The organism is Frankia sp. CeCAU1 (assembly GCF_977971845.1).
Map to the genome: position 1 here is coordinate 18,090 of NZ_CDWWXA010000038.1, position 18,574 is coordinate 36,663.

Below are 18,574 nucleotides of genomic sequence, written 5' to 3' on the forward strand. Positions count from 1 at the left end.
GCGGCCCCGGTACGAGCCGACCCGGATGGGGACACCGACGACGTTCCGCTGGCACGTCCCGTGGAGGTGCCAGCCGACGACCCTGCGCCCGACGCGCCCGCGGAAGAGGTGGACAAGGACCGCGAGGACAAGGGAGACTTCGCCCCGTCGGGGACCGATCCGGAGCGGGACGCCGCCGAACCCGCCGAACCCGCACCCGACGCCGACGAGCCGGGTTCAGCCGAATGGGCTTTTGACGACCCGGCCTTCGGCGACCCGACCTTCGGCGACCCAATCGAACCCGTCGGCCCCCCGGCGGAGGACCGCAGCGCGTCCGCCGCGCCTCCGGCCGGGCCACGGCCGCCCTCCCGCTCCTCCACGGGCCGACCGGACCGCCCGGGCCGCTGGAAGAACGGATTACCGGACTCGGGCCCACCGCCGGCTGCGGGCACCTTCACCGTCTCGCTGCCGGCGTCCTCCCCACGGCCGTCCCGCAGCGACAACGAGCGGCCCGCGGCGTCCGCCGCGCGTCCCGACGCCGTCCCGGCGCCGGCCCGGCTGCCGGCCCGGCTGCCGGCTTCCGAATCACGCCCGGCGGAATCGGAAACACCGGCGGAACCCGCGGAATCCGGGCCGGAGGAATCCGGGCCGGAGGAGCTCGCGCCTCTGGCCGCGCCGCCAGCACCGGAGGAACCAACGGAAGCGGGTCGCACCGTGGACCGTGGGCCGGCCCCGTCCCCTCCGCTCGGCCGGCGGGACTGCTCGGTGGCACGCGATCCCTCCGCCCCGGCGGCCGAGGAGGGGCCGCGGTAGACCGCCGACCGGGCTGGCCGGTCTTCCTGACTGTCACTCACGGACTCTCCCGGTTCAGTCCTGACGGTGTGCACGGGTCCCGCGCACACCCGTCCCCTCGGGCGGCGTCGTTCTCGGCGTGGGTGGCCACGACCACGAGATCGTCAGCCTCTCGGGGCTCGCTCTCAGCTTTCCTGGGGCCCGGCGTCAATACGAGCGTCGGTGTCCTCCGCATCAGCATTACGTGCGACTCCGACAACCTGCACCCCGGACTCCAGATCGATGAGCCGGACTCCCATGGTCTGCCGCTGTGCCCGCCGTACATCCTTGGCAACGGTCCGCAATACACCCCCGTTGGAGGCGATGGCGTAGAGCTGGTCGTCGGGATCGACGACCAGTGCCCCCACCAGACCACCGCGAGTCGAGACGATCTTAGCGGTCAGCACGCCCTTGCCACCACGGCCCTGCACCGGGTACTCGGCCAGCGGCGTCCGCTTCGCGTATCCACCGGAGGTGGCGACGAGCAGATCCGCCGTCGTACCCGGCACGACAACGTCCATGGACAGCAGTTCGTCCTCGGCATCGAACCGCATACCGATCACACCCGAGGTCGCCCGGCCCATCGGCCGCAGCTGCTCGTCGTCGGCGTGGAACCGGATCGACTGGGCGTTGCGGCTGACCAGGAGTAGATCGTCGCCGGGCGCCACGAGCCGGGCGGCGATCAGCTCGTCGTCGTCGCGTAGGTTGATCGCCACCAGGCCACCGGCCCGGTTCGAGTCGAAGTCATGCAGCGCGGTCTTCTTGCACAGCCCGCGCTTGGTCGCCAGGACCAGGTAGGGGGCGGCCTCGTAGTCCTTGACCGCGATGACCTCGGCGATCCGCTCATCCTGTCCGAAGGCCAGGATGTTCGCGACGTGCTGGCCCTTGGCCGACCTGGCCTGCTCGGGCAGCTCGTGCGCCTTCGCCCGGTACACCCGACCCTTGTTCGTGAAAAACAGCAGCCAGTGGTGGGTGGTCGTGACGAAGAAGTGCTCGACGATGTCGTCCTCGCGCAGCGCCGCGCCCTGCACGCCCTTGCCGCCGCGGCGCTGCGAGCGGTAGAGGTCGGTCTTGGTGCGCTTGGCGTAGCCGCCGCGGGTGACGGTGACGACCACATCCTCCTGGGCGATCAGGTCCTCGATGGACATGTCGCCCTCGAACGGGACGAGACGGGTCCGCCGCTCGTCGCCGAACTTCTCGACGACCTCGGCGAGCTCCTCGCCGATGATCTGCCGCTGCCGGGTCGGCGAGGCCAGGATCGCCTCCAGATCGGAGATCTTCGCTCGAAGTTCGGCCGCCTCGTCGATGATCCGCTGACGTTCCAGGGCGGCGAGCCGGCGCAGCTGCATGTCGAGGATGGCGGTGGCCTGGATCTCCGACAGCGAGAAGCGTTCCATCAGCTGGCCGCGGGCCACGTCCGCCGACTCGGCGTTGCGGATGAGGTTGATGACCTCGTCGAGGTGATCCAGCGCGATCAGCAGACCGTCCAGGACGTGCAGCCGCTCGCGGGCCTTGCGCAGCTGATAGCGGGTCCGGCGGACGATGACGTCGATCTGGTGCTCGACGTAGTAGCGGACCATCTGGTCCAGGCGCAGGGTACGCGGCACGCCGTCGACGATCGCCAGCATGTTGACGCCGAAGGTGTCCTGGAGCTGGGTGTGCTTGTAGAGGTTGTTGAGCACGACCTTGGCGACGGCGTCGCGCTTGAGGTCGATGACCAGCCGTTGGCCGATGCGCGCCGAGGTCTCGTCCCGGACGTCGGCGATACCGGTGACCCTGTTGTCCCGGACCAGTTCGGCGATCTTCTCGGCGAGGTTGTCCGGGTTCACCTGGTAGGGCAGCTCGGTGACGACGAGCTGGGTGCGGCCCTTGTTCTCCTCGACGTTCACCACCGCCCGCATCCGGATGCTGCCGCGGCCGGTACGGTAGGCCTCCTCGATGCCGTTACGGCCGACGATGAGCCCCGAGGTCGGGAAGTCCGGACCCTTGATCAGGCCGATCAGCGCCTCAAGCAGCTCGGAGTCGCTCGCGTCCGGGTGGTCGAGTGCCCACCGCACGCCCTTCGCGACCTCGCGCAGGTTGTGCGGCGGGATGTTCGTCGCCATGCCAACCGCGATGCCGCCGGCGCCGTTGACGAGCAGGTTCGGGAACCGGCTGGGCAGAACAAGCGGCTCCTGCGAACGCCCGTCGTAGTTCGGGGCGAAGTCAACCGTCTCCTGGTCGATGTCACGCAACATCTCCATCGCCAAGGCCGCCATCCGCGCCTCGGTGTACCGCATGGCGGCGGGCGGATCGTTGCCGGGCGAGCCGAAGTTGCCGTTCCCGTCGACCAGCGGGTAGCGCAACGACCAGCCCTGCGCGAGCCGGACGAGGGTGTCGTAGATCGCCGTGTCGCCATGGGGGTGGTAGTTACCCATGACGTCCCCGACCACGCGGGAGCACTTGAAGTACCCGCGGTCGGGGCGGTAGCCGCCGTCGTACATGGCGTAGAGGACCCGGCGGTGGACGGGCTTGAGCCCGTCGCGTACCTCCGGCAGCGCACGGCCGACGATGACCGACATGGCGTAGTCGAGATACGACCGCTGCATCTCGACTTCGATGCCGATGGGCTCGATGCGGTCGCCGGGGGGAGGAGGTAGGACGTCGACCACGGGGTCCTTCCAGGGCAGTGGGAGCAGTCGTCAGAGCGTCAGGGCGGGACGGGTGCCCCGGGCAACGGGGCCGGGTGGACCCGACGGCGGGCGGGATCCGGAGCCCTCCGTTCGCCGGGCCGGACCGTCGGGATCGCAGCGCCCGGACCGACCTGAGGGGTCACCGACAACCGGTCCGAGGCACGCGACACGGCCGGGTCAGATGTCCAGAAAACGCACGTCCTTGGCATTACGTTGGATGAAGCTGCGACGCGCGTCGACATCCTCCCCCATGAGCACGGAGAACAACTCGTCGGCGACCGCCGCGTCGTCGAGCGTGACCTGCAGCAGGATGCGCCGGTCCGGGTCCATGGTGGTGTCCCACAGCTCGGTGGCGTTCATCTCGCCGAGGCCCTTGAAGCGCTGGATGGCATCCTTGGGCAGCTTGCGCCCGGACTCCACCCCGCGGGCGACCAGCCCGTCGCGCTCCCGATCGGAGTAGGCGTACTCCCAGTCCTCCCTACCCCATTTGATCTTGTAGAGCGGCGGCTGCGCCAGAAACACGTGACCGGCCTCAACCAGCGGGCGCATGAACCGGAACAGCAGCGTCAGCAGCAGGGTCCGGATGTGCTGGCCGTCGACGTCGGCGTCCGCCATCAGAACGATCTTGTGATAGCGCAGTTTCGCGATGTCGAAATCGTCGTGGATGCCGGTACCCAGCGCCTGGATGAGGGCCTGGACCTCGGTGTTCTTCAGGACGCGGTCGATGCGGGCCTTCTCGACGTTGAGGATCTTTCCTCGCAGCGGGAGGATCGCCTGGAACTTCGAGTCTCGACCACCCTTGGCCGACCCACCCGCCGAGTCACCCTCGACGATGTACAGCTCGCACCGCTCGGGATCGGTGTACTGGCAGTCGGCGAGCTTGCCCGGCAGGCCGGTGCCGCCGAGCAGACCCTTGCGCCGGGTCAGATCGCGGGCCTGACGGGCGGCGATGCGGGCCCGCTGGGCGTCGAGCGCCTTGCTGACGATGGCCCGAGCCTCGGTGCGGTTGACCTCGAACCAGTCCTTGAGCGCTGAGTAGCACATCTCCTGGACGAACTTCTTGGCCTCGGTGTTGCCGAGCTTGGTCTTGGTCTGGCCCTCGAACTGCGGCTGCGCGAGCTTCACCGAGATGATCGCGGTAAGGCCCTCCCGGATGTCGTCGCCGGAGAGCCGCTCGTCGCTGTTCTTGGCCCCGGCCTTCACCGGCTTGAGCAGGTTCTGGTCCTTGGCGTAGGCGTTGACGGCGCTGGTCAGCGCAGCCCGGAAGCCCTCCTCGTGGGTGCCGCCCTCGTGGGTGTTGATGGTGTTCGCGAAGGTGTAGACCGACTCGGTGTAGCCGCCGTTCCACTGCATCGCGAGCTCGGCCTCGATGCCCACGCCCTTCGACTCCAGCGAGATCACGCTGCGGTGGATGGTGTCCTTCGTGGCGTTGAGGTGACCGACGAAGTCGACCAGGCCGTTGGCGTACTTGTAGGTGACCGCCACGCGTTCCTCGTCACGCTCGTCGACGAGTGTGATCGACAGCCCCTTGTTCAGGAAGGCCATCTCCTGCAGGCGGCGGGAGAGCGTCTCGTACTTGTACTCGGTGGTCTCGAAGATCGTCGGATCCGCCCAGAAGGTGACCGACGTCCCGGTCCTGCGGGTGGTACCGGTCTTGGCCAGCGGCTTGTCCGGGCGGGTCGCCACGTACGGCTGGAACCAGACGTGCCCATCCAGGTGGATCTCCACGTCGAGCCGGGTGGACAGCGCGTTGACCACGCTGACGCCGACTCCGTGCAGCCCGCCGGACACCGCGTACGATTTGCCGTCGAACTTCCCGCCGGCGTGCAGGGTGGTCAGCACGACCTCGACGGCGGGCCGCTTCTCGGTGGGATGCATGCCGACGGGAATGCCGCGGCCGTTGTCGGTGACCCGCACCCCGCCGTCGGCAAGCAGCGTCACGGTGATGGTGTCGCAGTAACCGGCGAGCGCCTCGTCCACCGCGTTGTCCACGACCTCGTAGACGAGATGATGCAGTCCACGCTCTCCAGTGGAGCCGATGTACATGCCCGGACGCTTGCGGACCGCGTCAAGACCTTCGAGAACCTTGATCGAACTTGCATCGTAGGCCACGCGGCGGGTCCCCTCGTTCTGGGCGGAAGTATCCACCAGTCTACCCGGCAACCCGCCATAGCGGACGCAGGGAGCCCCCTGGCGTCTGCGCAGCGCCACGCACATGGGGATGGACAACCCCCCCTACCGGACCGACTCCCCCGACCGCCTTGGCGCGCCTCCACGACTGTCACCGACACCGCGATCCCGCGGAGCCATCATGATCGCCCCAGCAGCACCGACGGATACCACAGGCACGATCCAGGCGCCAAGGAGTACCGGGAGTACCGGGACGTCAGGCGGGCAGCAGCCGACCGGCCGGCCGGCCTCAGCCATAGGTGTCGCGGGGTCCTCGACCGCCGGTTCGGATGGACCCGTGCCGCCAGGACGGCGCCGTCGGGCCACGCACGACGATCCGGCGGACCACGTGTGGACCGAGCTCCCGGTGCAGGATGCCGAGGAGCTGCCGGGACAGCATGCGCAGCTGGGTCGCCCAGGCGGTCGACTCCGCGACAAGTTCCAGGTCTCCGTCGCGCAGGGACACCGGGGTGCAGTGGTCGGCGATGTCCGGCCCGACGATGGCATCCCATCGGGCCAGGACGTTCGCGTCGCTCGCCTGAGCCTTCCAGCCACGGTCCGCCAACAGCCGGTTGATCGCCGTCCCGAAATCGACCGGTTCGCGCCATTCCCGGCCGGGCGGGGCGATGCCCGGCATCCGCGGTCGGCGGGGCGCCTGGTCATCCGACGGGTCGGCCCACCGGGCACCGAGGCGGGCCCGAGAGCCCGGGCCCCACGGGCCGCCCGTCCCGGTGGCGCCGGCGGAGGCGTCCTCATCGGCCCACGTGCCGCCGTCGGCACCCGGCATCCCGCCACCGCGAGCAGTGCCGGGCCCGGCCGGGTGGCGGGCGGTGTGGTCGGCGTCCCACCGTCCCCGCCCACGCTCCCGCGCGTCCCGTTTGACCTGGGCGAGAATCTCCCGAGCCAGGTCCGCTCCGTGGGCTGCGGTGCCGTCCGGCCCCTCGGTCTTCCCGCGGCGCCCGGCCCCTCCCCGGGACCGCCCGGGCACGGTGGACCCGGGCACGGTGGACCCGGGCACGGTGGGATGGTCCCGGGGGTCCGGGCGCTCAGTGGGCATGCTGGACCTCTCCTCCGGCGACGGCGTACCGCACCCCGGTCAGCTCCGTGGGAACGTCGGTTTCGACCGCGGCTGTGACCAGCACCTGCTCCGCGGAGGCGACGAGTTCCGCGAGCCGACCGCGGCGACGCGTGTCCAATTCGGCGAAGACGTCGTCCAGGAGCAGGACCGGCTCGCGGTCATCGGCACGCAGCAGGTCGAACGAGGCCAGCTTGAGCGCGAGGGCGAGGGACCAGGACTCGCCGTGACTCGCGTAGCCACGGGCCGGGAGTCCGTTGATCGACAAGAGCAGATCGTCGCGGTGCGGACCGACCAGCGTCATCCCCCGTTCGACCTCCCGTGGCCGGGCGGCCTCCAGATCGGCGCGGATCGCCTCCGCCAGCATGGTCCGATCCGGTGCCGCCGGACCCGGCCGACCCGCGCCCGGGTGCTCTGGCTGGCCCGGTGGACCGGGTGGACCGGACGCATGCAAGATGTCCGGGAGGGTGACGCTGGAACGGTAGTCCAGCGCGGTAGCGGACTCGGCGCCAGCGACGGCCTCGTACGCCGCGGCCACGGCCGGCCGCAACGCGTCGACGAGTGCCAACCGCGCGGCCAGCACCTCGGCGCCATGCGCGGCCAGGTACCCGTCCCAGACATCGAGGGTGCGCAGATCTCCCTGCCCCCCAGCTCGCCGGGCCGTCCCGGCGGTGCGTAGCAGGGTCGATCGTTGTTTGAGGACCCGGTCGTAGTCGCCGAGGACCGCGGCCATCCTCGGGGTCCGGGCGATCAGCAGCTCGTCGAGGAACTGACGACGCTGCGCCGGATCCCCCTTCACCAGGGCCAGGTCCTCCGGGGCGAACAGCACGGTGCACAGCAGACCGACGATGTCACGCGGCCGGGCGACGGGAGCCCGGTTCAACCGGGCCCGGTTCGCTTTTCCCGGAACGATCTCGATCTCCACCAGCGCGGCCCGGTCACCCCGGACGATCCTGGCGCGGATGACCGCCCGAGACGCGCCGTCACGGACCAGCGGGGCGTCCCCGGCGACCCGGTGGCTGGCCAACGTGGCGACGTAGCTGATCGCCTCGATCACGTTGGTCTTCCCCTGGCCGTTACCACCCACGAAGGTGGCCACTCCCGGACCCAGAGTCAGGTCAAGGGCCGGGTAGGAGCGGAAGTCGACGAGGGACAGGTGCGTGAGGTGCACGTCACCCGTGCAGGCGGATCGGCATCAGCAGGTACCGGTAGTCGGGGACCTCGCCGTCGTCGTCGGCCTTCCCGGTCAGGATCGCCGGCTTGTTCGCCGCCACCGCCGGGTCCTCCGCGCTGGCGAAACCGATCCGTACGACGTCCGACTCCAGCGCCCCGAGTGCGTCGAGCAGGTACGACGGGTTGAACGCCACGGACAGCTCCGGCCCGTCGTAGGTCACCGGGAGGGTCTCCGTCGCCTGCGCCTCACCGCCAGTCCCGGCCTCCAGCACGAGGTGGTCCGGGGAGAACGTCAGCTGCACCGGTGCGGTCTTCGCGGCGACCAGCGCCACCCGTTTGACGGCCTCCTGCAACGGGGCGATCTCCAGCTGCGCGATCAACGGCGAACTGTCCGGCAACAGCTTGCGGTAGGGCGGGAAGCTTCCGTCGAGCAACCGGGTCGTCGTCTGCCGGGTCGAGCCGGCGAAACCGGCCAGCGTCTCGCCGGAGGGGCCGGTCCCGAGCGCGATGGATACCTCCACCCCCGAACCCGACAACGACTTCGCGGTGTCGAGCAGGGTGCGGGCCGGCACGAGAGCGACAGTGACCGGTGTGGGCGGGGGGCCGTCCACACCGGTCACACCGTCCTCATCGAGCCCGGCGGCTGTCTCCGACGGTCGCCACTTCAGCGTCCGCACGGCGAGCCGGTAACGGTCGGTCGCGGCGAGGGTGAGAGTGTCCCCCTCGATCTCGATACGGACCCCGGTGAGGACCGGCAGCGTGTCGTCACGACCGGCCGCGATCGCCACCTGTGAGACCGCCGCGGCGAACGCGGATCCCTCGATGTGCCCCGTGATCGGGGGCATGGCCGGAAGGGCGGGGTAGTCGTCCACCGGCAGCATCGGCAACGCGAACCGAGCATTGCCACAAGTGATCACCAGGCGGGTGCCGTCGATGCCCAGATCGACCGGTGCCGCAGGCAGCGCCCGGGTGATCTCCGCGAGCAGTTTGCCGTTGACGAGCCCGCGCCCCTCCTCCGACACGGTTGCGTGCACCGTGCACTGGGCGGCCACCTCGTAGTCGTACGCGGCGATCTTGAGTATCGGTCCGGTCGCGTCGAGGAGCAGACCCGAGAGCACCTGCAACTGGGTGGTCGGCCGGCTCGGCAACGTGCGTGCGGTCCAGGCGACCGCTTCGGTGAATTCGTCCCGTTCCACCCGGAACTTCATGGTTAGGCCTCCTGTCGTTCCCTCCGGTTGTTCGGAGTCACCCCGCAGGGAACACCGACCAGCATCTCAGAGTGCCAGCAGGCGCTGACGAGCGGTCGGCCGCGCCCCGGGTGCTTGCCCGGGGCCGAGTCGCGGCACGTAGGGCGCTCGGACCCGCGCTCGAGCCGTTGTCCACACCCCCTAGTACTAAGAGCTTTTGATCATTCTTAGAAAGATCTAGTTGGTCGTAGTAGTAGGGGGTGTGGACACTGGGGATAACCTCTGTTTCTGCAGGTCAGATGGGTTGTTGGCCGGTGCAAATCTTGTGGGTGGATCTGTGCATGCGCGCAGTGGTTATCCCCAGGCCCGATCTGCGTCCACAAGGACCACGTTGTCCCTCCACAGGCCGTCCCCGAGTTATCCACAGGCTGTCCACTGCCGCTCCACCGTTCCGACCGCAGGCTGTCCACAACGTTTTCCACAAGCTGTGGGCGGAACCACCCCGTGGGCTCGGTGCGGTCGTCCCCGGTTGTCCCCAGCCGTCCGTGGTTGTTCGGGTTCGTTCGGGGAAGTCCTGCCCCGCGGCGTCCGGTCCCTGCGCCACGTGTGACACCCGGCGAGGCATCACACCCCACCTTCGGGCGCAGCCACCGGTCCGCGGGACGTTCCGGCCGGGGGGAAAGTAGGAGGAACCGTGCTGCCCGGCGGTGGTGCTGCCCGGCGGTGGTGGGCAGTGGCAGTGGCGCTAGGCCTGCCGGGCCTGCAGACGGATGCGGTTTGTCAGTTCGGTGACCTGGTTGTAGATCGCGCGCCGTTCCGCCATCAGCCCGCGGATCTTGCGATCGGCATGCATGACCGTCGTATGATCCCGCCCCCCGAAGTGCTGGCCGATCTTCGGTAGCGACAGGTCGGTCAGCTCCCGGCACAGGTACATCGCGATCTGACGGGCGGTGACCAGCACGCGGCTACGTGAGGTGCCGCACAGGTCCTCCATCGAGACGCCGAAGTACGCCGCCGTCGCGTTCATGATTGCGGCGGCCGTGATGTCGGGATTGCCGGCATCGGGGATGAGATCACGCAGCACGATCTCGGCGAGCGTGCGGTCGACGTGGGACTTGTTCAGGCTCGCGAAGGCCGCGACCCGGATCAGCGCCCCCTCCAGCTCACGGATGTTGCGCTCGATGTGCGTGGCGATGTACTCGAGGACATCCGGGGGTACCGGCAGGCGCTCCGTGGCCGCCTTCTTCGACAGGATGGCGATGCGCGTCTCGAGGTCGGGCGGGGTGATGTCGGTCATCAGCCCCCACTCGAAGCGGCTGCGCAGCCGGTCCTCCAGGGCCGAGAGTTGCTTGGGCGAGCGGTCGGAGCTGATCACGATCTGCTTCTCGCCGTCGTGCAGGACGTTGAAGGTGTGGAAGAACTCCTCCTGCGTCCGTTCCTTGTTCTCCAGGAACTGGATGTCGTCAACGAGCAGGACATCGATGTCACGGTAGCGCCGCTGGAACGCCTGCTGGCGGTCGTCCCGGATCGAGTTGATGAAGTCGTTGGTGAACTCCTCGGAGCTCACGTACTTCACCCGCATGTTCGGGTAGAGCTTGAGTGCGTAGTGACCGATCGCGTGCAGAAGGTGAGTCTTGCCGAGCCCGGAGTCCCCGTAGATGAAAAGCGGGTTGTAGGCCTTCGCGGGTGCCTCGGCGACGGCCACCGCTGCCGCGTGGGGGAACCGGTTGCTGTCGCCGATGACGAACGTCTCGAAAATGTAGCGGGGGTTCAGCCGGGCCTGGGCCGGTTCGGTCTCGTGCGGCGCCGCATCGCGTCCGAGACCCGCGCTGACCCGTACCGGTGGTGTTCCCTCGGTGGCGTCGGGGAAGGGCAGTTCGCCGTTCACCAGTGCCGCCGGCGCCGGCGGCACTGGTGCCGGCACCGGGGCTGCGGCGGTGCCGGTCGATCCTGATCCTGATCCGGTACCCGCGTTCAACGCCGAACCGGAGGCGGGGCCCGAGCCCTGGCCCGGTGTGGTGTCGCCCCTGGCGTCCACCGGCCGTACGATCCGGATCGGTCCGCTCATTGGTTCCGGATCGGGCAGGTGTTCGACGGTGACCGCGACCCTGATCTCCCGCCCATAGGCTGTGGACAACGCTGTGGACAAGAAGGGGCGCAGGCGCGAGTCGAGGAGATCCTTGGTGAACTCGTTCGGCGCGGCCAGCAGAGCCGTGTCCTGGACGAGCCCGAGGGGGCGGGTCAGCCGCAGCCAGGCACGCTGCTGGGCGGACAGCGTGCCGTCGGCGACCCCGGCGACGGCCTGGCTCCACACCGCGGCCAGGTCCGGGTCACCCGAAGGCTCGTCCCCGAACGGCAGACCGGCGACGGAGTCGGCGCGGAGGTTGGACACGGGGGCTCCTCGGGCAGTTCGGTACGGTTTGCGGGTGGTGCTGCTCCCCGCGTGCTGGAGGTGCGCCGCGGCTGATGCGGCTGGTGATGTGGTCCCCGGCCACCGAGCGACCGAGGGGCCTCGTCGCGATGGTTCTCCACATCGTCGTCCACAACCTGTGCATGGACACGACACGGCATGCGGCGTGGCGCAACCGGCTCGTTCCCGGGGATGAACCTGTATTAGTGAGGTCATTCGAATCCGCTCCAGGTCCCCCGCTCCGCCCTGGCCCCTCCGCCGACCGCCCTCTCCACAGGCGTTTTCCACAGGTCGGGGTGCACCGAGCCGGTCGTTCTCACCGAACGCGGGCATACCTGACGCCGTCAGGTGCCCGCCCCGAGTGAGACGTTGCCACCAGGATCGTAAGGCGCGGCCCGAGCCGCCGTGCCGGGGCCGGAACGTATCCGCGGTGGCCGCGCCGCGTCCCCGCCCCATCGTCGGCGGCACCGAGGGCCCGCCACGGCAGTGTGGCATTCCACGGCCGCCGGACGGATGCCGGCCCGCCGCGGCCGCGGTGCGCTCGCACCTTGACCTCCGGTGTGGTGCCGTCGTGTCCAGGTTGCCCTGGCTGCGACCGGGTGATGACCGAATGATGGTGGTGCGGCGGCCGGCGGCCGGCGGGCCCGGGGCCGGCGGATCGCCGAAGGTCCCCCTGCCCGGCAGCGATCCCTCGCAGCCGGACCGTCCGAGGCACCGCCCTGTGTAGGCTAGGCCGAACCGCGGTGTTAGACCGCTTCGTTTGTCGTGGGATCTGCTTGTCAGGACCGTGTGGTGCGGCCCACTCTCCCTCGGCAGCGAAGATCACCGCCCGCGTCCATCTTGCAGACGGAGTTCTCACGTGAGTAAGCGCACCTTCCAGCCGAACAACCGTCGGCGGGCCCGCACGCACGGGTTCCGACTGCGCATGCGGACTCGCGCGGGCCGCGCGATCCTGTCCGCCCGCCGTCGTAAGGGCCGCAGCGAGCTCTCCGCCTGACGGCGGGTTCCCGCTGGTCCTGCTGGTATCCCCGCCGGTCATGCTTCCTGAGGGCTCCCGCGTCCGAACCCGGGACGAACATGCCCGGCTGGGGACCATGGGTCGGCGAACCCGATCCGGTCCGCTTGTTGTCCACAGTCTGTGGACAACAAGCGACGATCCGGCGCGGGCCGGCTTCGTGGTCGGCCGCCGGGTGGGGAAGGCGGTCGTGCGTAACAGGGTGCGGCGCCGGTTGCGGGAACAGGTACGGGTTCGGCTGGACACGCTCGCGCCAGGGACGATGCTGGTCGTGCGTGCGCTGCCCGATGCGGCGACGGCGAGCTCCGCGGAGCTCGGCCGTGCGCTGGACACCGCGCTCACCAGGGTGGCCCGGCCGGCGGGTGCCAGGCGCCCGGATGGGCGTGGACGATGACCGCCGGGACGGTGCTGGTCGTGCTGCTGGCCACGGCGGCCGTCGTCGACCTCCTGCTGGCCTCCCGGATGGTGTGGCGCCGCCTGCCGCGGGTCGCCCGCAACGCCGACGGCGCGGTACGCGGTCCCCTGGCCTGGACCTTTGCCGGGCTCGTGCGGCTCTACCGAGCCGGCTGGTCGGCCCGCAACGCCGGCCTGTGCCGGTTCGAGCCATCCTGTAGCGCCTACGCGCTGGCCGCGGTGCGGCGCCACGGGGGTGTGCGTGGCGGTGTCCTCGCCCTCGCCCGGTTGCTGCGCTGCCAACCGCTCGCGGCAGGCGGCTACGACCCCGTGCTGGGAACGGATCCGGGTCCGGGAATCGTTCGGAGACCCAGGGGCGCGGCGGCGGACCCCGGCGGGCCTCTCGACGGTCGGAGCGCGGGCGATCCGGCCGTCGCCGTACCGCCCGTCCACAGGCATGGTCCCCCGTCTCCCAGTCAGGGGATGCGGGCCGAGATCGTCGGTTCCGGTCGTGGACCGTGGGTGTGAGGAGTCAGACCGTTGTTGGATCCCCTATACCACCTCGCGGCGAACGCGATTGTCTTCTTTCACCGGGGATTTGCGCCGATCTTTGGTGCTGACAGTTTCTTCTCCTGGGCCTTTTCGGTCGTCCTGCTGGTCGTCTGCGTCCGTATTCTGATCTTCCCGCTGTTCGTCAAGCAGGTGAAGTCGCAGCGGACGATGCAGATGATGCAGCCCCGGATCAAGGAGATCCGGGAGAAGCATGGGCACGACAAACCCCGCATGCAGCAGGAGATGATGGCGCTGCAGCGGGAGCACGGAAACCCGCTTCTCGGCTGCCTCCCGATCTTCCTCCAGATCCCGCTGTTCATCTCGCTGTTCCACGTGTTCACCCACCTGGCGCCGATGAACGAGGGTCCGAACCACTCGCTGGTCTGGCGTCCCCGGGTCGGGCTCTCCGCGGACCAGGTGGAGCAGATCGCCTCGGCCAAGGTGTTCGGCATCTCGCTGGCGAGCAAGTTCACCTCCGATGGCGATTTCTCGCACTTCCTCGGCGTCGACAGCACGCACGTCAGGATTCTCGCGATCGTCCTGATCGTGCTGATGGGTCTTACGACCTTCCTCACGCAGCGCCAGATCATGGCTCGCACCGGGCCGGTCGACCCGCAGCAGGCGATGGTGCAGAAGGCGCTGCTCTATGGCTCCCCGCTGATGCTCGCCTTCTTTGGTTTCCGTTTCCCGATCGCCGTGCTGCTGTACTGGCTCACCACCAACCTGTGGAGCATGGGCCAGCAGTTCTTCATCATGAAGAAGATGCCGCCGGTCAAGCCCGCGGATGCGAACGGCAGGCTGCCCGGTGCCCGTCCGGCCGCCGACGGTGCCGTCACCCCCGCTCGGCCGGCTCCCGGTGTCCGAGCCGGGGCGAAGTCGAAGAACCGCCCCCGGTCCGCCTCGGTGACCCCGACCAAGGGCGGCGATTCCGGTGCCGCGGCGGCCGGTCGGACGTCCTCGACGGCTCCCCCCGGCACCCGGTCCCGTAACGGCACCTCGACCGCGAGCCGTACCACGGTGACCCCGAAAGCTGGGACGACCCCGAAAGCTGGGACGACCCCGAAAGCTGGGACGACCCCGAAGGAGGCGGCGACTCCGAAGAGCGGTAAGGCGGGGGCGCCGGGCGGTCCCGGTGCCAACGGCGTCTCGGGCGGTGGCGTCTCGGGCAACGGCGTCGCCGCTACCACGGCCGCATCCACGGGGCGCAGCGCGGAGGCGAAGACCAGCGCGGCGGGCCGCAGGAACGCCCCGGGCAAGAATGCCGGGCAGAGCGCTGCGAGCGGGCCGACGGCGCCCTCCGACGGGGAGAGCACGCCCCGGCCGGCACCCGTACCCGCCGGAGTGCGGCGCCAGATCGGCGGCTCCCGACCCGCGAAACGGCGAGGCAAGGGCAAGCGGCCCGGTGGGCGGCGTTGATCCGGGAGACGCCGTTCCCGACCGACCGGCAGGCAGGCTGCCGACCCGATTTCGTCATCGTGTGGCGGCATCCCGTAATCTCTGCTCCGCCGCCCCCGTTCCCCTGGAGAGTCGCTGATGACCGGTTCGGCACCTGAACTGGCTGTGGATGGAGCCGGAGCCTCCGATGAGCACGCTTCCTCGGACGAGACCGCCGGCACGGAGGATCGGCGTCTGTCCGATCTCGAGTTGGAAGGCGAGATCGCAGCCGACTACATCGAGGGTCTGCTCGACATCGTCGACATGGACGGTGACCTCGACCTCGACGTCGAGAGCGGCCGCGCCGTCGTCGCCGTGGTGGGCGAGGGGCTGGACAAGCTCATCGGGGCGGGCGGCGAGACGCTGGAGGCGTTGCAGGAACTGACCAGGCTTGCGGTGCTCCAGAAGACGGGCACCCGCAGCCGTCTCATGCTCGACGTCGGCGGCCATCGCGCCCGGCGGCGGGTCGAGCTACGCAAGATCGCGATCGCCGCGGCGTCGCGCGCCATCACGCGCGGTGAGCCGGAGAAGCTGGCTCCCATGACGCCGTTCGAGCGCAAGGTGGTGCACGACACCGTCGCCGGGATCGACGGCGTGCACAGCGAGTCCGAGGGCGAGGAACCCGGCCGCCGGGTAGTCATCCTTCTCGGCTGACCGGCGCCGACCGATGGCGGGTCGGCGCCGGCCGACGCGTTCCCCCGTGCTGGCCGCCGCCGTGGGTGTCGGCTTGGCGGCCGTGCTCGGCGTTCTGCATGCCTATCTGACCAGACCCTTCTGGTACGACGAGATCTGGCGTGCCCACTTCGTCAGCGAACCGGCGTCCTCGTTCTGGCCGGAGCTGACCGTCGCCAACACCCCCTCGGCGCTGGGTTGGTTCGGCCTGACCCGGGTGGCCGGCGAGGTCCTCGGCTGGCACAGCTGGTCGCTCCGGCTTCCCGGGTATCTCGCCGTGCCCTTGCTCGGTGCCGCGATCGTCCTGCTCACCCGCCGTTTCACCGGCCTGGTCGCAGCGGTGTTCGCCACGTGCTGGCTGTGCCTGAACGTGACCTTCTTGGATCTCGCGACCCAACTCAAGCCGTATTCCGTCGAGGCGCTGGCCGCCGTCTGCATCGTCCTCGCCTGGTCGACCGGATCATCTCCGCGGCCCTCGCTGTCCCCGTGGCCTGCACCTGTCACCGGCGGGTTCTCCCGTGCCCGGCTCCTGCGACGCACCGCGGCGGGCCTGTTGGCCTTGACCGCCGTGCCCGGGATCTTTCTGGTGCTGCCGTTGGCGACCGCGGAGGTATGGCGCGGTCCGGCGCGGCGCTGGCGACTGGTGGAATGCCTGCCCGCGGTCGCCATCAGCGTGGCGCATACCGTGTTCTTCATCGGGCACCAGTCCAGTCAGCGTCGCGGCGACTACTGGGATCGCCAGTTCATTGCCGGTCGTGGGCCGGTCGAGGCCGTACGCTTCATCGTCGATCAGATGCGAGCCTTCATCACCGGTATGCCGCCCGGCATCGACCGGTTCGACCCGAGCCTCATCCATGCGACGGTGCCCGGGGGACCGGTTGTCTCGGTGCTGCTCGCCGTGGCGGTGTCGATCGCCGGCCTGACCGGCGTCCTCGTGCTGGCGCAACGACCGGACGGCAGGCTGCTCCTCACTGCGCTCGGCGGAGCCCAGGTGCTGATGCTGGGAGCGAGCGCCGCGCGGTACTGGCCGTTCGGGCCGACCCGGACCAACCTCTTCGTCGTGCCACTGATCGTCGTTGTGATCGTGGTGGGAACCCGGCGGCTGGTGGCCCTGTTCGTGGCTGCGGTGCGACCTCGTATCCCCGCCGCCGGGCCTCAGCCGGCCGTACCGGCACCGATGGCCGCGACCCCGACCCTCCCTACCGGAGGGACCGTCACCGAGCGGTCACGATTGGATGTTTCCGGTGTCTCGCCTACGTCGAGCGCCAGCGCGGACACGATTTCTCCGACCGCCGTGCTGCCGTTGGCCGGCCTCGCAATGATCATCTTGCTTGGGGTCCCCCTCCTGGGAACCTCGCTGTCGGGAAGCGGGCAGCTCTGGGATCATCGGCACCGGACTCGTGGCCTCGATCGGATGGTCGACGCGGCCATCGCGGCCCGGCAGCTGCACCGCCCGGGAGACCTGGTGATGGTCGGGGGCCGCCTCGCCCGGCCTGGCTGGCTGTACGCGATGGAGGCGAGTGACGACCCGGCGCGTGAGCCGGCAGCTCTCCCCAGTGCCGGCGCCGGGCGGGTACCGGCCCGGGTACCACGGCAGGACACGATCTTCTTCGGCGCTGCGGGTGTCTCCCTGGTCGGCGAGCTGGCGAACCGCCGGGTCCCGCCGACCCGGCTGCTCGTCTTCGTCTTCGACGCGGAGCGGCCGGCTCTCGCGCCCGACCTGGCCGCGCTGCCCCGGGCGGGGTGGTGCGCCGGCCGTGGCTGGCAGTTCTCCCTCACCGGAACGCTGACCGTCTTCGATCGCTGCGCCGGCGCCGCCCCGCGACTCGATCGGCCGCAGCGGACCGTGGTGTCCTACCGGACGACCTGAGATCCGTCCCCAGGGCCGGAACCGTGCCTACCGCGGGGGTGGCGGCGGGAGCATGTCGAGGTCGGCGGGGATGCTTGTCGGGTGCGCGCTCTTCTGACTTCCTCGTCCTGTCCAGCCTTCTGGTCCTGTCCAGCCTTCTGGTCCTGTCCAGCCGGGTCCACGGATCCGGTCTTCCACCCACCCGCTGCCGGCGGTCACCTGGCGATGCCCACGGTCCCAACCCGGCTCGGCTCGATGCTGTGGCCGGTCGAGGTGACGCAGGCGGCCCGGCCTGCGCGGGCTGGTCGCACGGCACGGCGGGGCATCCGGCCATGACGGGTCTCCCGGATGCCCCCGAGGTGCCCCCCGTCGCAGTGGAGATTTTCGGCACGCGGACCGGATCCGCGGCGCGCTACGTCGAGCTGCTGGCGACCGACGGGGTCGGACGCGGGCTGATCGGTCCGCGTGAGACTGAGCGGCTCTGGGACCGCCACGTACTCAACTGCGCGGTCCTGGCCGACGTGGTCCCGGTGCAGGCCGATGTCGTGGACGTCGGCAGCGGCGCGGGGCTGCCGGGTATCCCGCTGGCGCTCGCCCGCCCGGATCTGCGAGTGGTGCTGCTCGAGCCGATGGAACGCCGGTGCCGATTCCTGCACGAGGTTGTGGCGACCATAGGTCTGGAGGACCAGATTTCTGTGGTACGTGGCCGCGCGCCAGATGCCGGAATCGGCCCGGACGGTCGTAGATTCGGGATAGCCGTAGCCCGCGCGGTCGCTCCCCTGGAGCGGCTGGGCGCAGTCCTCTTTCCGATGCTACGACCAGGTGGTGTCATGCTGGCGATGCGCGGTTCACGGATCCTGGAGGAACTGCAGGACGCGCGCAGCGGTCTCGGAACTCAGGGTTGGCATCCCGTGGATGTCGTGAGGTGCGGGGAGGGGCGGGTGGAGGAACCCGCCCGTCTCCTCCGGGCCGTACGTTCATCCCAGCGCACCCGGGCCGAGAGCAGGGGAGGGCGCGGCGACGATGAGCGGCACGATGGCAGACAGGTCAGACGGACGTCACGGGATTCACTCCGATCACGGGAGGTCGGTCGTGACCAGCCGACACGTGGACAGTCTCGTTCCACGTGAAACAGCGTCGGCGGGCCAGGGTGGGACCAGGGG

The 18,574-nt window shown here is 69.9% G+C and carries 14 protein-coding genes; 8 read left to right on the forward strand and 6 right to left on the reverse strand.

Annotation, left to right across the window (positions count from 1 at the left end):
- Positions 1–60 precede the first annotated feature (60 nt).
- Positions 61–792 carry a hypothetical protein gene (locus AC08OO_RS09535; protein WP_476609320.1) on the forward strand — a complete coding sequence of 244 codons (732 nt, stop codon included), beginning with the start codon at positions 61–63 and terminating at the stop codon, positions 790–792.
- Positions 793–956: 164 nt separating this feature from the next.
- On the opposite strand, the gene gyrA is transcribed toward AC08OO_RS09535, so the two are convergent.
- From gyrA to dnaA, 6 genes are all read right to left on the reverse strand, one after another.
- Positions 957–3,461: a DNA gyrase subunit A gene (gene gyrA / locus AC08OO_RS09540; RefSeq protein ID WP_476607139.1), complete on the reverse strand. Its 2,505-nt coding sequence runs from the start codon at positions 3,459–3,461 to the stop codon at positions 957–959.
- A 198-nt stretch (positions 3,462–3,659) separates the two neighbouring features.
- On the reverse strand, positions 3,660–5,594 hold the full coding sequence (gyrB, locus tag AC08OO_RS09545; protein ID WP_035729010.1) for a DNA topoisomerase (ATP-hydrolyzing) subunit B: 1,935 nt from the start codon (positions 5,592–5,594) through the stop codon (positions 3,660–3,662).
- Between the two features lie 307 nt (positions 5,595–5,901).
- Entirely contained in the window at positions 5,902–6,708 is an 807-nt protein-coding gene (locus AC08OO_RS09550) for a DciA family protein (RefSeq protein WP_476609321.1), read from the reverse strand.
- Positions 6,698–7,897, reverse strand: a complete 1,200-nt coding sequence (gene recF, locus AC08OO_RS09555; RefSeq protein ID WP_476609322.1) for a DNA replication/repair protein RecF — start codon at positions 7,895–7,897, stop codon at positions 6,698–6,700. The genes AC08OO_RS09550 and recF overlap by 11 nt, the downstream gene beginning before the upstream one ends.
- A 1-nt stretch (position 7,898) precedes the next feature.
- Complete coding sequence (dnaN, locus tag AC08OO_RS09560; protein WP_023839957.1) at positions 7,899–9,107, reverse strand: DNA polymerase III subunit beta; 1,209 nt, start codon at positions 9,105–9,107, stop codon at positions 7,899–7,901.
- A 724-nt stretch (positions 9,108–9,831) separates the two neighbouring features.
- The gene (gene dnaA, locus AC08OO_RS09565) at positions 9,832–11,478 is read right to left on the reverse strand and encodes a chromosomal replication initiator protein DnaA (protein ID WP_476609323.1); all 1,647 of its coding nucleotides are present in this window, start codon (positions 11,476–11,478) and stop codon (positions 9,832–9,834) included.
- Between the two features lie 877 nt (positions 11,479–12,355).
- Between dnaA and rpmH the strand changes: the two genes are divergently transcribed.
- The 7 genes from rpmH to rsmG all read left to right on the forward strand — a co-directional run bounded on the left by rpmH (position 12,356) and on the right by rsmG (position 18,541).
- Entirely contained in the window at positions 12,356–12,493 is a 138-nt protein-coding gene (gene rpmH / locus AC08OO_RS09570; protein WP_011438902.1) for a 50S ribosomal protein L34, read from the forward strand.
- A 40-nt stretch (positions 12,494–12,533) separates the two neighbouring features.
- Entirely contained in the window at positions 12,534–12,905 is a 372-nt protein-coding gene (gene rnpA, locus AC08OO_RS09575) for a ribonuclease P protein component (RefSeq protein WP_476609324.1), read from the forward strand.
- Positions 12,902–13,432, forward strand: a complete 531-nt coding sequence (gene yidD / locus AC08OO_RS09580) for a membrane protein insertion efficiency factor YidD (protein ID WP_476609325.1) — start codon at positions 12,902–12,904, stop codon at positions 13,430–13,432. Before rnpA ends, yidD begins: the two co-directional genes overlap by 4 nt.
- Before the next feature lie 12 nt (positions 13,433–13,444).
- Positions 13,445–14,872, forward strand: a complete 1,428-nt coding sequence (gene yidC, locus AC08OO_RS09585) for a membrane protein insertase YidC (protein WP_476609326.1) — start codon at positions 13,445–13,447, stop codon at positions 14,870–14,872.
- 117 nt (positions 14,873–14,989) lie between these two features.
- Positions 14,990–15,544, forward strand: coding sequence for a Jag family protein (locus AC08OO_RS09590; RefSeq protein ID WP_011438898.1), 555 nt, complete (start codon positions 14,990–14,992; stop codon positions 15,542–15,544).
- A 46-nt stretch (positions 15,545–15,590) separates the two neighbouring features.
- Positions 15,591–17,432 (forward strand): hypothetical protein, encoded by a 1,842-nt coding sequence (locus AC08OO_RS09595; protein ID WP_476618428.1) that lies wholly within the window; start codon positions 15,591–15,593, stop codon positions 17,430–17,432.
- A gap of 311 nt (positions 17,433–17,743) precedes the next feature.
- Entirely contained in the window at positions 17,744–18,541 is a 798-nt protein-coding gene (gene rsmG / locus AC08OO_RS09600; RefSeq protein ID WP_476609328.1) for a 16S rRNA (guanine(527)-N(7))-methyltransferase RsmG, read from the forward strand.
- Positions 18,542–18,574: the final 33 nt, after the last annotated feature.